Source organism: Streptomyces sp. NPDC059080 (assembly GCF_042739975.1).
In the GTDB taxonomy this organism is placed as follows: Bacteria; Actinomycetota; Actinomycetes; order Streptomycetales; family Streptomycetaceae; genus Streptomyces; species Streptomyces benahoarensis.
The window spans coordinates 10,577-22,643 of record NZ_JBHYGX010000035.1 but is presented as its reverse complement, the minus strand read 5'-3'; the positions used below and the strand labels follow the sequence as shown (position 1 = coordinate 22,643).

16 protein-coding genes and 1 pseudogene are annotated in these 12,067 nt (G+C 74.7%); 9 read left to right on the top strand and 8 right to left on the bottom strand.

Annotation, left to right across the window (positions count from 1 at the left end; genetic code table 11):
* Positions 1-158: 158 nt before the first annotated feature.
* Together ACFWWQ_RS23240 and ACFWWQ_RS23235 are read right to left on the bottom strand one after the other, a co-directional pair.
* Positions 159-344: a hypothetical protein gene (locus ACFWWQ_RS23240; protein WP_384599264.1), complete on the bottom strand. Its 186-nt coding sequence runs from the start codon at positions 342-344 to the stop codon at positions 159-161.
* Between the two features lie 394 nt (positions 345-738).
* A complete protein-coding gene (locus ACFWWQ_RS23235) occupies positions 739-1,440 on the bottom strand; it encodes a TVP38/TMEM64 family protein (RefSeq protein ID WP_384599261.1) in 702 nt (233 codons plus the stop codon).
* A 272-nt stretch (positions 1,441-1,712) separates the two neighbouring features.
* Here ACFWWQ_RS23235 and ACFWWQ_RS23230 point away from each other — a divergent pair, with 272 nt between their 5' ends.
* On the top strand, positions 1,713-2,567 hold the full coding sequence (locus tag ACFWWQ_RS23230) for a spermidine synthase (RefSeq protein WP_384599259.1): 855 nt from the start codon (positions 1,713-1,715) through the stop codon (positions 2,565-2,567).
* Positions 2,568-2,747: 180 nt separating this feature from the next.
* Here ACFWWQ_RS23230 and ACFWWQ_RS23225 read toward each other — a convergent pair.
* Positions 2,748-2,912: pseudogene (locus ACFWWQ_RS23225) on the bottom strand (MFS transporter); the annotation flags it as partial.
* A 149-nt stretch (positions 2,913-3,061) separates the two neighbouring features.
* On the opposite strand from ACFWWQ_RS23225, the gene ACFWWQ_RS23220 reads away from it, so the two are divergent.
* Complete coding sequence (locus ACFWWQ_RS23220; RefSeq protein WP_384599256.1) at positions 3,062-3,517, top strand: DUF4442 domain-containing protein; 456 nt, start codon at positions 3,062-3,064, stop codon at positions 3,515-3,517.
* Positions 3,518-3,712: 195 nt separating this feature from the next.
* Positions 3,713-4,366: a DedA family protein gene (locus ACFWWQ_RS23215; RefSeq protein WP_384599371.1), complete on the top strand. Its 654-nt coding sequence runs from the start codon at positions 3,713-3,715 to the stop codon at positions 4,364-4,366.
* A gap of 60 nt (positions 4,367-4,426) precedes the next feature.
* Here ACFWWQ_RS23215 and ACFWWQ_RS23210 read toward each other — a convergent pair whose 3' ends face one another.
* Together ACFWWQ_RS23210 and ACFWWQ_RS23205 are read right to left on the bottom strand one after the other, a co-directional pair.
* Positions 4,427-4,636, bottom strand: a complete 210-nt coding sequence (locus ACFWWQ_RS23210) for a hypothetical protein (RefSeq protein ID WP_384599253.1) — start codon at positions 4,634-4,636, stop codon at positions 4,427-4,429.
* Between the two features lie 158 nt (positions 4,637-4,794).
* The gene (locus tag ACFWWQ_RS23205; RefSeq protein ID WP_384599250.1) at positions 4,795-5,688 is read right to left on the bottom strand and encodes an NADP-dependent oxidoreductase; all 894 of its coding nucleotides are present in this window, start codon (positions 5,686-5,688) and stop codon (positions 4,795-4,797) included.
* Between the two features lie 70 nt (positions 5,689-5,758).
* Here ACFWWQ_RS23205 and ACFWWQ_RS23200 point away from each other — a divergent pair, with 70 nt between their 5' ends.
* The 4 genes from ACFWWQ_RS23200 to ACFWWQ_RS23185 all read left to right on the top strand — a co-directional run bounded on the left by ACFWWQ_RS23200 (position 5,759) and on the right by ACFWWQ_RS23185 (position 8,584).
* Positions 5,759-6,328 (top strand): TetR/AcrR family transcriptional regulator, encoded by a 570-nt coding sequence (locus tag ACFWWQ_RS23200; RefSeq protein ID WP_384599247.1) that lies wholly within the window; start codon positions 5,759-5,761, stop codon positions 6,326-6,328.
* A gap of 65 nt (positions 6,329-6,393) precedes the next feature.
* Positions 6,394-6,924, top strand: a complete 531-nt coding sequence (locus ACFWWQ_RS23195) for a gamma carbonic anhydrase family protein (RefSeq protein WP_384599244.1) — start codon at positions 6,394-6,396, stop codon at positions 6,922-6,924.
* Positions 6,925-7,016: 92 nt separating this feature from the next.
* Positions 7,017-7,790 carry an acyltransferase gene (locus tag ACFWWQ_RS23190; RefSeq protein ID WP_384599241.1) on the top strand — a complete coding sequence of 258 codons (774 nt, stop codon included), beginning with the start codon at positions 7,017-7,019 and terminating at the stop codon, positions 7,788-7,790.
* A gap of 236 nt (positions 7,791-8,026) precedes the next feature.
* Positions 8,027-8,584: a YbaK/EbsC family protein gene (locus ACFWWQ_RS23185; protein ID WP_384599238.1), complete on the top strand. Its 558-nt coding sequence runs from the start codon at positions 8,027-8,029 to the stop codon at positions 8,582-8,584.
* A 6-nt stretch (positions 8,585-8,590) separates the two neighbouring features.
* Here the strand turns inward: ACFWWQ_RS23185 and ACFWWQ_RS23180 are convergent, their stop codons facing one another.
* The 3 genes from ACFWWQ_RS23180 to ACFWWQ_RS23170 form a co-directional block, all read right to left on the bottom strand.
* Positions 8,591-9,085: a GNAT family N-acetyltransferase gene (locus tag ACFWWQ_RS23180; RefSeq protein WP_384599235.1), complete on the bottom strand. Its 495-nt coding sequence runs from the start codon at positions 9,083-9,085 to the stop codon at positions 8,591-8,593.
* 53 nt (positions 9,086-9,138) lie between these two features.
* Complete coding sequence (locus ACFWWQ_RS23175) at positions 9,139-9,546, bottom strand: CoA-binding protein (protein WP_384599232.1); 408 nt, start codon at positions 9,544-9,546, stop codon at positions 9,139-9,141.
* 196 nt (positions 9,547-9,742) lie between these two features.
* The gene (locus ACFWWQ_RS23170; RefSeq protein ID WP_384599230.1) at positions 9,743-10,528 is read right to left on the bottom strand and encodes a type VII secretion system-associated protein; all 786 of its coding nucleotides are present in this window, start codon (positions 10,526-10,528) and stop codon (positions 9,743-9,745) included.
* 236 nt (positions 10,529-10,764) lie between these two features.
* Here ACFWWQ_RS23170 and ACFWWQ_RS23165 point away from each other — a divergent pair, with 236 nt between their 5' ends.
* Together ACFWWQ_RS23165 and ACFWWQ_RS23160 are read left to right on the top strand one after the other, a co-directional pair.
* The gene (locus ACFWWQ_RS23165; protein ID WP_384599227.1) at positions 10,765-11,391 is read left to right on the top strand and encodes a YigZ family protein; all 627 of its coding nucleotides are present in this window, start codon (positions 10,765-10,767) and stop codon (positions 11,389-11,391) included.
* A 208-nt stretch (positions 11,392-11,599) separates the two neighbouring features.
* Positions 11,600-11,947 (top strand): hypothetical protein, encoded by a 348-nt coding sequence (locus tag ACFWWQ_RS23160; protein ID WP_384599225.1) that lies wholly within the window; start codon positions 11,600-11,602, stop codon positions 11,945-11,947.
* The last annotated feature ends 120 nt before the right edge of the window (positions 11,948-12,067 follow it).

The window sequence follows — 12,067 nt, the reverse complement described above, 5'->3', positions numbered from 1 at the left end:
CACCCACCATCGTGTGGGGCGAGTTAGCGGTCCCCCCCGCGCTGGTTCATCCGTGGGTCCCCCCGGGGTGCCCACCTGCCGGCCCCCCCCCGCCCCCGGGGCCCCCGCCGCACATCCGTGGTCCGGGACGTGGAGGACGCAGTGTCAGAGTCCGTCGGTCACGCCGCCTCGACGACCTCCGCGCGCACCGCGTGCGTCCAGGTCTCCAACAGCGTCGCGTACTCCGTCATGTCCTGCGCCGTCCAGGTCCAGCTGGGCCGGGCGCACACGAAACGGCGGATCGCGTCGTTGGCCTCGGAGGCAGGGGCGGGCGCGCCCGAAAGGGCGGAAGGAGTAGGGGACATGGCAGACATGCTAGGGGCAACCACGGACAACGCCTCACGCCGTGCACGGCCCTTCTCGGCCCCCGCCGCCGTGTCCGTGGTCCCCGGCCTTCCCGCAACTCCGTGCTGACCAGCACAAACAACGGAACGTTCCCCAACGGTTCGCTGGCTGCTGTGTCCCTTCCCACACGCTCAGCGACCGCCGCGGGCCCAGGCAACCTCATCCCGCCGACTCCGCCGCACGCGGACCGAGCACCCGGCACCGGTGAAGGCGAACAGCAGCCCGTCGCGGACGCCCAGGCCGGTGAGGTCCTTGCGGCGGGCGGCCGCGCGGTGCCGTCTGCCGTGCTCCGCGCGCGCCGCCCGTCGGCCGGCGAAGCCGCGGACCACGCCCGGGCGGCCGGGTGACCCCGGGTCAGCCCCCGTGCAGTGCCCCCCGCTTGCGCCAGGCGAGGGCCGCGGCCACGAGCCCGCTCACCGCGATGAACGCCGTCGCGAGCAGGAACGCCGGTGAGGTGGGGGAGGCCGCCCGCGCCCCCGCGACCGCGTACGCGACGGTGTTGGGGACGCTGCCCACCGCGGTGGCCAGCAGAAACGACGTCCACCGCATCCGGGAGACCGCGGCGCAGTAGTTGGTCGCGCAGAACGGTAGCCCCGGCAGCAGCCGGACCACCAGCATGGAGCGGAAACCGTGCTCGCTCAGCTGCCGGTCCGCGGCGGTCAGCCACCGTGCCCGCAGCATCCGCCGCAGCGCGTCCTGCCCCAGCCACCGGCCAAGACCGAAGGCGAACCCGGCGCCCAGCACCGTCCCGGCGAGCGCGGTGGCGCTCCCGGAGCCGCTGCCGAAGACCGCACCCGCCGCGAGGTTGAGGACCGGCCGCGGCACGAACGCCGTGGTGCACACGCCGTACGCCACGGCGAAGACGACCAGCGCGACGGGCCCCGTCATCCGCTCCGGCAGATCCCCGGTCAGCAGCCGCTGCGGCTGCCACACCAGCATCGCCCCCGCCGCACAGGCCAGCAGCGCCGCGAGCAACGCCAGCCGGCACCAGGGGGAGAGCAGGACGCGCACGGCACGCGCGGTGGGACCGTCGGAGGACGCGGCGGGTTCGAACACGTCGGGAGCGTAACCGACAGGGGTGTGCGGACCGGGCGTCCGTGAGCCGTGCCGCAGCAGGCGGACGGGGGCGCTGCGTGAGGGGCGCGCGGCGCCCGCGCCCGGCGCGTACCGGTGGACGGTGGCGCGCCGCCCCGGTCGTACGTCGCCGTACCGCCGCGCACCGGCCGTCCGCCCGCCACGCGCCGCCCCATGCCGAGCGCCGCCCCACCGCTCCTCCGCCCGCCCCGCGGCCGGTCCGCCCGCCCCCACCCGCCCGGCACAATGGGACCGTGGACGCACCCTCCGAGCCGATACCGGTCATCCGTGACGTGGACGGCGGCACCGCCCGACTCCTGCCCGACGTGGACCGGCCCCGGGCCCGGCTGCTGACCGTCGACGGCGCCCCGCAGTCCTATGTGGACCTCGACGCCCCCGAGCACCTGGAGTTCGAGTACGTCCGCCGCCTCGCGCACGTCCTGGACGAGGCCGCGCCGCCCGGCCGGCCGCTCGATGTGCTGCACCTCGGCGGCGGCGCGATGACCCTGCCCCGCTACGTCGCGGCCACCCGCCCCGGCTCCCGGCAGCGCGTCGTCGAGGCCGACCGGGGCCTGCTCGCCCTCGTCGCCGACGAACTGCCGCTGCCCGCCGAGAGCGGCATCACCGTGCGCGTGTGCGACGCGCGGCAGGCGCTGGAGGCGGCGCCCGAGGGCTCCGCCGACCTCGTCATCGGCGATGTCTTCGGCGGCTCGCGGGTGCCCGCGCATCTGACGACCGTCACCTACGCCCGCGCCGTGGCCCGCGCCCTGCGCCGCAGCGGGGTGTACGCGGCGAACCTCGCCGACGGCGCGCCGTTCACCTTCCTGCGCGGCCAGCTCGCCACCGCCGCCGCGGTCTGGCCCGAGGTGGCGCTGATCGCCGAACCGTCCGTGCTCCGCGGCCGCCGCTTCGGCAACACCGTCCTCGTCGCCTCCGCCGCCCCGCTGCCGCTCTCCGCGCTGACCCGCCGCGCGGCCGGTGACGCCTTCCCGGCCCGGGTGACCCACGGTGCCGCCCTGCGCCGCCTGACCGGTGACGCCGCCCCGGTCCACGACGCCGAGGCCGTCGCCTCGCCGGAGCCGCCGCGGGGCGCGTTCAGCGTCGGCTGAGGCGGCCGCGCGGCCCGGCGCGCCTCAGCCGACCGCCGGATCCTCCGCCACCGGCGGCACCCGCTCCCGCCGGAGCGGCCGTCCCCGCCGCGTCCGGTGTCCGCCGGGCCAGCCGCCGTACGTCCGGGACGCACAGCACCGCCGCGGTGAGCAGCACGACCAGACCGGCACAGCCCCACAGCCCGCCCTCAGCACGGCGAACGCGGCGGCGATCAGCGCGCCGGAGTGGCCCAGCCCCGAGAGGGCCGTGGCGGCCGTGCGGATCGTGTAGTTCCGCCCCGCCCGGGCCGGCCGGCCCGCTCTCACCGCCGCACCGCCACCGGGACGGCCGGGTGTACGGGGCAGGGGCGCGGCCCCTCGGTGCGCCGCGGGCAGGGTCTCCCGGGCGGCTGGGGTGCAGTCGTCGTCACGGGCGTCCACGAGAGGCGGCGGCCGACGCCGTGGTGCGGGGTCGGGCCTTCCACTGGAAGCTACTCATAGGTAACATGCTGCTCATGTCTTCCGAGCCCCTGCCGTCGATCGGCGCGATGATGGCGGCATCCGTGCCGATGGTCCGCACCCTCCACCTCGAATTCACCGAGACCACGGCCGAGCGCGCCGTCGTCCGCCTGCCCGACCAGCCCGCCTTCCACAACCACGTCGCCGGACCGCACGCCGGGGCGATGTTCACCCTCGCCGAGTCCGCCAGCGGCGCCATCGTGATGAGCGCCTTCGGCTCCGAGCTGCACCGCGCCGTCCCGCTCGCGGTCGGCGCCGAGATCGGCTACAAGAAGCTCGCCAAGGGCCCCGTCACCGCCACCGCCCAGCTCGGCCGCCCCGCCGCCGAGGTGATCGCGGACCTCGACGCCGGGCAGCGCCCCGAATTCCCCGTGAACGTCACGCTCACCCGCGAGGACGGCGCGGTGACCGGCGAGATGTCCATCGTCTGGACCCTCCGCCCCCACAACTGATCCCGCCCGGCCCCCCGGCCCGGCCCTCCGTCGCCGGACGTCCCCCGGCGCGTGCGCGACCCCGACCGCGCGCCGGGCTGTCGAGTACGCTTCCCAGGCGCGCCCATCCGGCGCGCCGGGGGAATCGGACACACCGGCTTCGGTGACACCGGGCAGCGGCCCACGGGGGCCCGACACCATGCGGAGGAAGTGGCTTTGCACATCCAGGAGTGGCTGGCGACGGTACCGGCCCTGAGCGTGTATCTCCTGGTCGGAGTGGTCATCGGCGTGGAGAGCCTGGGCATTCCGCTGCCGGGCGAGATCGTCCTCGTCAGCGCGGCGATCCTGTCCGCCACCCAGGACCACATCGACCCGTTCGTGCTGGGCGCCTGCGCGTCGGCCGGTGCGATCATCGGCGATTCCATCGGCTACCTCATCGGACGCAAGGGCGGTCGGCCGCTGCTGGACTGGGCGGGCAGCAAGTTCCCCAAGCACTTCGGGCCCGACCAGGTCGCGATGGCCGAGGAGAAGTTCGCCAAGTACGGCATGTGGGCGGTCTTCATCGGCCGCTTCATCGCCCTGCTGCGGATCTTCGCCGGTCCGCTCTCCGGCGTGCTGAAGATGCCGTACTGGAAGTTCCTGATCGCCAACGTCCTCGGTGGCATCGTCTGGGCCGGCGGCACCACCGCCCTCCTCTACACCGTCGGCGTGGTCGCCGAGCCCTGGCTCAAGCGCTTCTCCTACTGGGGGCTGGCCGCCGCCGTGCTCTTCGGCATCGGCTCGTTCCTCCTCATGAAGCAGCGGGCGAAGAAGGCCGCCGCCGCGCGCGCGGCAGCGGCCGAGGAGCCGGCCGGCGCGCCGACCGACTGACGTCCTCCGCTCGCGCGGTACTTCCCGGCCCGGTGGCTTCTGCCGCCGGGCCGGTGCCGTTCAGCGGGTGAACCAGATGTCGGGCCCGCCCTCCCGCCACTCGCAGACCCCCGCGTCGTCCCAGATCAGATCCGCCGCCGGGAAACCGGCGCGGCGCAGGTACGCGGCGATGTCGCCCGGGCGCCGGGCCCGCCCGATGTCCTGCCCGTGGAGCGTGACGCGGCGGCCGCCCGAGCAGGGCGGGTGCACGATGACGGGTGCGCGAGGCATGGCCCCAGCCTGCCCGCCGCCGCCCTTGATCGCATGCCGGGGGTGCGGGGTGCGTCACGTTGCGTGACGGAGGTGCGGGCGGCTCCCCTGGCCCGGTGCCAGGACGCGCCGGGCCCGGTGCCGTTTCGCACTGCGGACCGCCACCGCGCGGGAGGCGCTCAGAGGACGATGACCCGCCGCCCGCGCGCGTGACCGGCCTGGCTGTCGAGGTGTGCCGCCGCGGCCTCGGCGAGCGGGTACGTCTTCTCGACCGGGATGTGGAGCGCGCGCCGCCCGAGGAGACCGACGGCCTCGGCGAGTGCGTCCGGCACGCTCCCGGCCACGCCGGAGAACCGGACGCCGAGCTCCGGCGCGCCGAGATCGGCGATGGAGACCACCTTCCGCGGATCCCCGGTCAGCTCGACCAGCTCGCGGATCACGCCCGAGCCGGCCAGATCGAGGGCTGCGTCGACTCGACCGAGCTGCCGCACCCGCTCGGCCCACCCCTCGCCGTACGTCGTGGCGACGGCGCCCAGGCTGCGCAGATAGTCCTGGTTCGCGGCACCGGCCGTGCCGATCACCGTGATGCCGCGATCGCGGGCGATCTGCAACACCGCCGATCCGACGCCCCCGGACGCGCCGCTGACCAGCAGCGTCTGCCCGGACCGCGCACCGACCTCGCGGATGACGCGCAGCGCGGTCTCCACCACGGAGGGGTACCCGGCCGCCTCCTCGAACGACAGCCCCTGGGGCATCCGGGCCCAGGCCGACAGCACGGCGAACTCGGCGTAGGTGCTCACCCCCTCGCCGAACACACGGTCGCCGACCGCGACCCCCGTGACACCCTCGCCGACCTCGTCCACCACCCCGGACGCGTCCAGCCCGACCCCGGCGGGCAGCTCGACGGGATGGGCCGTCAGGAGCTGGCCTTCACGGATCCTCCAGTCGACGGGGTTCACTCCCGCCGCCCGCACGGCGATGCGTATCCGGCCGGGGCCCGCGTGGGGCTCCTCGGCGTCCACCAGGCGCAGCACGTCCGGGCCGCCGAACTCGGCGAAACTCACTCTCTTCATGCGGCCGACCGTAACACTAACGGTTAGTCTTTCGGAACGGTTCCGCTTTTGCATTTGATAGCGTCGGCGCATGCCCGAGCAGCCCGGACGTCGTGAGCGCAAGAAGGCCGCGACCCGTCAGAAGATCGCCGACGCCGCCCTACGGCTCTTCCTGGAGCGCGGGTACGACGCGGTGGGCATCCGCGACGTGGCAGCCGAGGCCGACGTGGCCGTCACCACGCTCTTCTCCCACTTCGCCGCCAAAGAGGCCCTGGTGTTCGAGCAGGACCAGGACTTCGAGCGCCGCCTCACCCAGGCGGTCACCGGCCGGGCACCGCACGAGCCGCCCCTCCCCGCACTGCGCCGCGAGATCCAGGTGCTGGTGCGGCACTGCACGTCGGACGCCGCCGCCCCGGTCCGGCGCATGGTCGAGGGCTCACCCGCCCTGCGGGAGTACGAGGAGTCGATGCGGCTGCGCCACGCGGAGTCGCTGGCCGCGGCCCTCGCTGCCGATCCCGGCCTGTCCCGGTCCGTGACGGCCTGCCGGGCGATCGCACGGTTCGTGATCGACGCCTATGCGCTGGCTCTCGGGGCGGCCGATCCGGAGACTGCGGTGGATGAGGTCTTCCGGATGATCGAGGCGGCCTGGGAGGCCGCCTGACGCCCCGCCCCACCCGTCGCCTACTGTGCACCCGGCGCGATCCGTACGGACGAAGGAGAACGGCAATGGCGCAGGGCGCACTCATCGCGGGCGTGGGCCACACCGCACCGGTCGTCGACCCGGCGGCGTTCACCGCCCCGACCTCGGTCGTGCTGGGCGAGGTGACGCTCGCCGCGCGGGCGAGCGTCTGGTACCAGGCGGTGCTGCGCGCCGACTGCGGTCCGATCACCGTCGGCGCCGGCAGCAACATCCAGGACAACTGCACCGTCCACGTCGACCCCGGCTTCCCGGTGTCCGTCGGCGCCGGGGTATCGGTCGGCCACAACGTCGTTCTGCACGGCTGCACCATCGAGGACGACGTGCTGGTCGGCATGGGGGCCACCGTCCTCAACGGCGCGCACATCGGCGCCGGTTCGCTGATCGCCGCGCAGGCGCTGGTGCCCCAGGGCATGGTCGTCCCGCCCGGCTCGCTGGTCGCCGGGGTCCCCGCCAAGGTCAAGCGGGAGTTGACCGACGAGGAGCGCGAGGGGATCAAGCTGAACGCCGCCGTCTACCAGGACCTCGCGGCCACCCACGCCGCGTCGTTCACCGGCTGAACCGCGGCCCCGGCCCGCGGGGTGCCCGGCTGGGGCGAAGATCACAGGGACGTGCGCAACCGGGCGCCCGGCGCGCTGAGTACGGTGTGCGAGTGGTGTCGAACAAGAACGTGTTCTCCTCCTTCGCCGCCTGGCGGCGCCGGGCCGTCTCGCACGCCGTGCACCGCGGGACGCGGTGGGTGAGCCGGGCGGGAGCGGTCACCGCCGAGCGCCCCGGGCCGTACCGCTTCCGCGCCATCGGCCCCGGCACCCGCCTCGCCTTCCCACAGGGCACGGTCTTCGGCGACCCCTGGATCGTCCTGGGCGACCACTGCATCATCGCCCAGGACGTCACCCTGACCGCCGGGATGATGCCCGACCTCGACCTGGGCCCCGAACCGATCCTCACCCTCGGCAACGGCGTCGTCCTCGGGCGCGGCAGCCATGTGATCGCCGACGTCCCCCTCACCATCGGCGACGACTGCTTCTTCGGCCCGGGCGTCTACCTCACCACCACCAACCACAGCTACGACGACCCCGAGGTGCCCGTCGGCAAACAGTGGCCCCGCAGCGCGCCGGTCAGCATCGGACCGGGCAGCTGGATCGGCACCGGCGCGGTCATCCTGCCCGGCGCCCGGCTCGGCCGGAACGCGGTCGTCGCGGCGGGTGCGGTGGTCCGCGGCGAGGTCCCCGACCACGCCGTCGTCGCCGGTGCCCCCGCCCGCGTCGTCCGCCGCTGGGAGGCGGCATCCGGCTGGCAGCCACCCCTGCGCACCCCGGCGCCGGTGCCGGTCCCGGAGGGCGTGACGCCCGAACAGCTCGTGGCCCTCTCGGCGGTGGAGATGCCGTCCGAGGCCGAGGACGGCGGGGCACCGGGCGCCGGGTGACCGGAGCCCGCCACGTGGCGGACGGGTCCGGCTCCCGGCGACCGGACTGCGCCACGCACCCGCCGGCCGCGGCCCCCGGCGACCGGATCGCGCCCCACGCCTTACCGGCCCCGGCCCCGGGCCCCGCGACCGGCACCCACCGCATACCCATCGGCCCCCGCCCGCTCCTGAGACGCCCCGCCGACGCCCCTGAGACGCCCCGCCGAACGCCCGGCTCCGGCTGTTAGCTTGGCGGCATGCCCGTGCCCATGGATGCCTTCCCCGATGTCCGGCCCGCCGTCGACTGCCTGGACCTGCTCGCCCCGCCCGTCGCCGCCGCCCTGCGCGCCTGGAGCGGTTCGGTGCCCGTGGAGGAGGTCCGCTACGTCGACACCGCCCCGGCCATCGCCGACACCGCCGTCCTCGTCGCCCACCACGGCGACTGGCTGCTGGAGCAGTCGGCGAACTGCGTGGTCGTCGCCGGGAAACGCGGCGGGGTGACCACCCTCGCCGCCTGCCTGGTGCTCTCCCACACCCGCGTCGACGTCAACGGCGCCGTACGCCGTCAACTCGGCGCCCGCAAGGCATCGTTCGCCGCCATGGAGACCGCCGTCGGCGACAGCGGGATGGAGTACGGCGGCATCACTCCCATCGGGCTGCCCGCCGAGTGGCCGCTGCTCGTCGACGCCGCCGTCGTGGACACGCCCTACGCGCTGATCGGCAGCGGCAGCCGCCGCGGCAAGCTCATCGTCCCCGGCAAGGCGCTGGCCGAACTCCCGCACGCCACCGTCCTCGACGGACTGGCGACCGCCTGACCCGGCTCAGCCGTCCGCCCGCCACGACCGCAGATCCAGCGACAGCGCGGTGGAGTGCGCCGCGAACCCCAGGCTGCGGTAGAGGGGTTCGGCGGCGTCGGTGGCATGCAGGTCCACCCGGCTGATCCCCAGCTCCACGAACCGGCCCAGCAACGCCTCCGTCGCTGCTCGCGCGTACCCGCGCCCCCGGTACCGCTCGTCCGTGCAGACGCTGAAGACGAAGCCGAACCGGCCCGAAGGGTGCCCGGGCGCAGGAAGCCGCTCCTCGACCGTGCCGACCGCGCACGCCGCCAGGTGTGGTGCACCCGCCCCGGCCGCGCCGTCGACCACATACGCCACGAACGCCTCGGGGGAGTCCGTCAGCCGACGCCGGGCCACGGCCTCGGCGTCGCGCTCCCAGGGCCCGGGCGCGTCCCGCCCGTTCATCGCGGCGAACATCGACCGGCGCAGCCGGACCAGCTCGGCGGCGTCCCCGGGAACGGCGGAACGTGGCGTGATCATGCCCGGACGCTACCGCCACCCCGCCGCGCCGTCACCACCGGACCCCGCACCGCTCAGCCCAGACGCGGTATCTCGATCGCCGGGCAGCGGTCCCTCACCATCGCCAGCCCCTGGCCGCGCACCCGCTCCCACGCCGCCTCGTCCACGACACCGAGCTGGAACCACACGCCCTTCGCGCCGATGGTCACCGCCTCGTCCGCCACCGCGCCCGCCCGGTCGGCGGCCACGAACACGTCCACCACATCGACCGGGAACGGGATCGCCGACAGCGACGGACAGCCCCGCTCGCCGTGGACCGTCTCGGCCCGCGGATGCACCGGCACGATCCGCTTCCCGAACCGCTGCAGCACCTCGGCGACGCCGTACGCCGCCCGTGCCCGGTTCGTCGACAGGCCGACCACCGCCCAGGTGTCGCCCAGCTCCGTGAGCATGCCGCGGATCACCGCAGGATCGCCGTACACGCGCCGCCTCCCCGTTTCCGAACCGTCGTGCCGTACCGGACCCCGGACCCGCCCCGGCGAGGCACGAGACGGATGGCCGGGCCCGTACGCACAACGGCCGACGGCCGCCCAGGATTCCCGTCCGCGCGCATCCCGGGCGTCGGAACGCCCCGCCCGAAGGGGAAGACGGGCGGGGCGGGTTCGTGGGAGCGGGCCGTCAGACGCCGCCGCCCCGGGCTCCGCTGCTCGCCATGCCCGCCGCGACGGCGGCGGTCCGCGCCGGTTTGCCGATCGGCAGACCACCGCGCTCACCCGCCTCGCCGTCATGCACCGGCTCCGCGCCGCCCGCGCCGGTGCCCGGCCGACCGATCGCCGCCTCCACCGAGACCCGGCCCGGCGCGCGCTCTTCGACCGCCGCCCGTACCGCGTCCGGCTCCACCAGCATGCTCACCGCGCCCGTCGGGTTGACGTACAGCGCATGCCCGGCCGGCAGGCGTTCCAGCAGCTCCGCCACCGGGCGCCGGTCGATCAGCAGCCGTCCCACCGGCTCCAGATGGTCCTCCGAGGTGTAGACGGGCACCACCGGCGTGCCCTCCGGCGACGCCGCGGGCAGCGGTGCGCCCGCCGCCGTCACCAGGTATGACACCTCGGCGGCCGCCAGCGTCCGCGCGACCTCCGGCACCGGCCCGTACCCCGTCGCCGCCAGCTGCACGGCCTGGTCGACCGCGTCCGTCGGCTCCGACCAGTCGAGCATCTGCGGGGACGGCCGGTACTCCGGGTTGTCCCGCCAGTCCTCGATCTCGCCGGTCGGCCCCGACCGCCACTGCCCGATCACCGCCCACAGCGGCGGCGGGCCCTCGCCCGACCACGTCAGGTCGACCATGGCCAGCCAGTGGTCCGGCGCCTCGCGGGCCGCCTCGATCACCTCCGGCGGTGGCTCGGGCATCGCCTCGCCCGTCACGGGCGTGCCCGCCGCCAGCGTCGTGTGTGTGTTGTCGTCCATGAAGCCTCCGCCGACCCGCCGTACGGTTCCTGGGTGCGCGAGCGGGCCCCGCGCACGAGACCGTCGCCCCGGTCACAGTGCCCACGGGTGGCCCCCGCGTCCGCCCGACGCACCGCAACACCCGCCCGGATACGCCGCCTGGACGTGCCCCGGGCCCCCGGACGGCGGACATCTCCCCGCGCCCCCGTGGGACGGCCGGTGACCGGGCCCGCCGCGCCGCCGCATAGGCTGGTGCGATGCAGGAGCAGTACCGGACCCTCGCACACGCCGGGGTGCACGAGATCGAGATCAACAAGTCCCGCTTCCTCTGCGCCCTCGCGCCCGTCGCGACCGAGGCCGAGGCGCAGGACTTCATCGCGGCCGTCCGTAAGGAGCACCCCAGCGCCCGCCACCACTGCTACGCGTACGTCCTCGGCGCCGACGGCGGGGTCCAGAAGGCCAGCGACGACGGCGAACCGGGCGGCACCGCCGGCGTCCCGATGCTCCAGATGCTGCTGCGCCGCGAGATGCGGTACGTCGTCGCCGTCGTCACCCGTTACTTCGGCGGCATCAAACTCGGCGCCGGTGGCCTGATCCGCGCCTACGGCGGCGCCGTAGGCGAGGCCCTGGACATCCTCGGCACGGTCGTCCGCCGCCGCTACCGTCTGGCAACCATCACCGTCGACCACCAGCGGGCCGGAAAGCTGGAGAACGATCTGCGGGCGACCGGCCGCGCCGTGCGGGAGGTCATCTACGGCGCCGAGGTCCGTATCGAGGTCGGCCTGCCCGAGGCGGACGTCCCGGCGTTCGGCGCCTGGCTGGCGGACACCACCGCCGGGACCGCCGTCCTGGAGCTGGGCGGCGAGGCGTACGGCGAGGCATGAGACGGGGTACGGGCCCGGGCGGCCGGGCGCGCTGGGCACCGGCCCGAATTGGTCACGAGGAGGAAAAGGGCTGATAAGGCCGCGGAACTCCCGCCCGAGTCCGCCTGGTGAAGACAAGTTCCAGGCGCCTCGACAACAGTTCGATACGGATCGCATAAAGCCGCCGTCTACCGTTCTCTCCGGACAATTCACTTTCTGGAGACGGGATATGACGATGCGAGTCAAGAACGTGGTGCGGCGGGTCACGATGGGGGCGGCCGCCGTCTCCCTCACGATCCTCGGTTCGGGCACGGCGCACGCGGCCACGGGCACTCTGGACTTCTACGGACCGGGCGTGCAGAAGCTGACAGACCCCAAGGACGGCCAGTGCTACAACGTCGTGGTCGGCGACTACGGCGACAAGAGAGTCACCAACAACACCAACGGGACGATCCACTGGTACGCCTACGACAACTGCTCGGGTGACGAGGGCAATGCCGTACTGCCGGGTGCTACGGGCGTGGCGAGTGAAACGTGGTGGCCGATCGTTCAGATCCGGTCCGTCAAGATCGGCTGATCCGACCCGAGTGGAACGACCGGATCGGTCCGAACCGATCGGCCGAACCAGGCTGCGTCGCCGCGCCGGGGGGGGGGGGGGCCCCGCCGCGGGGCGCGGGGGGGGGCACGTAATTTTGGC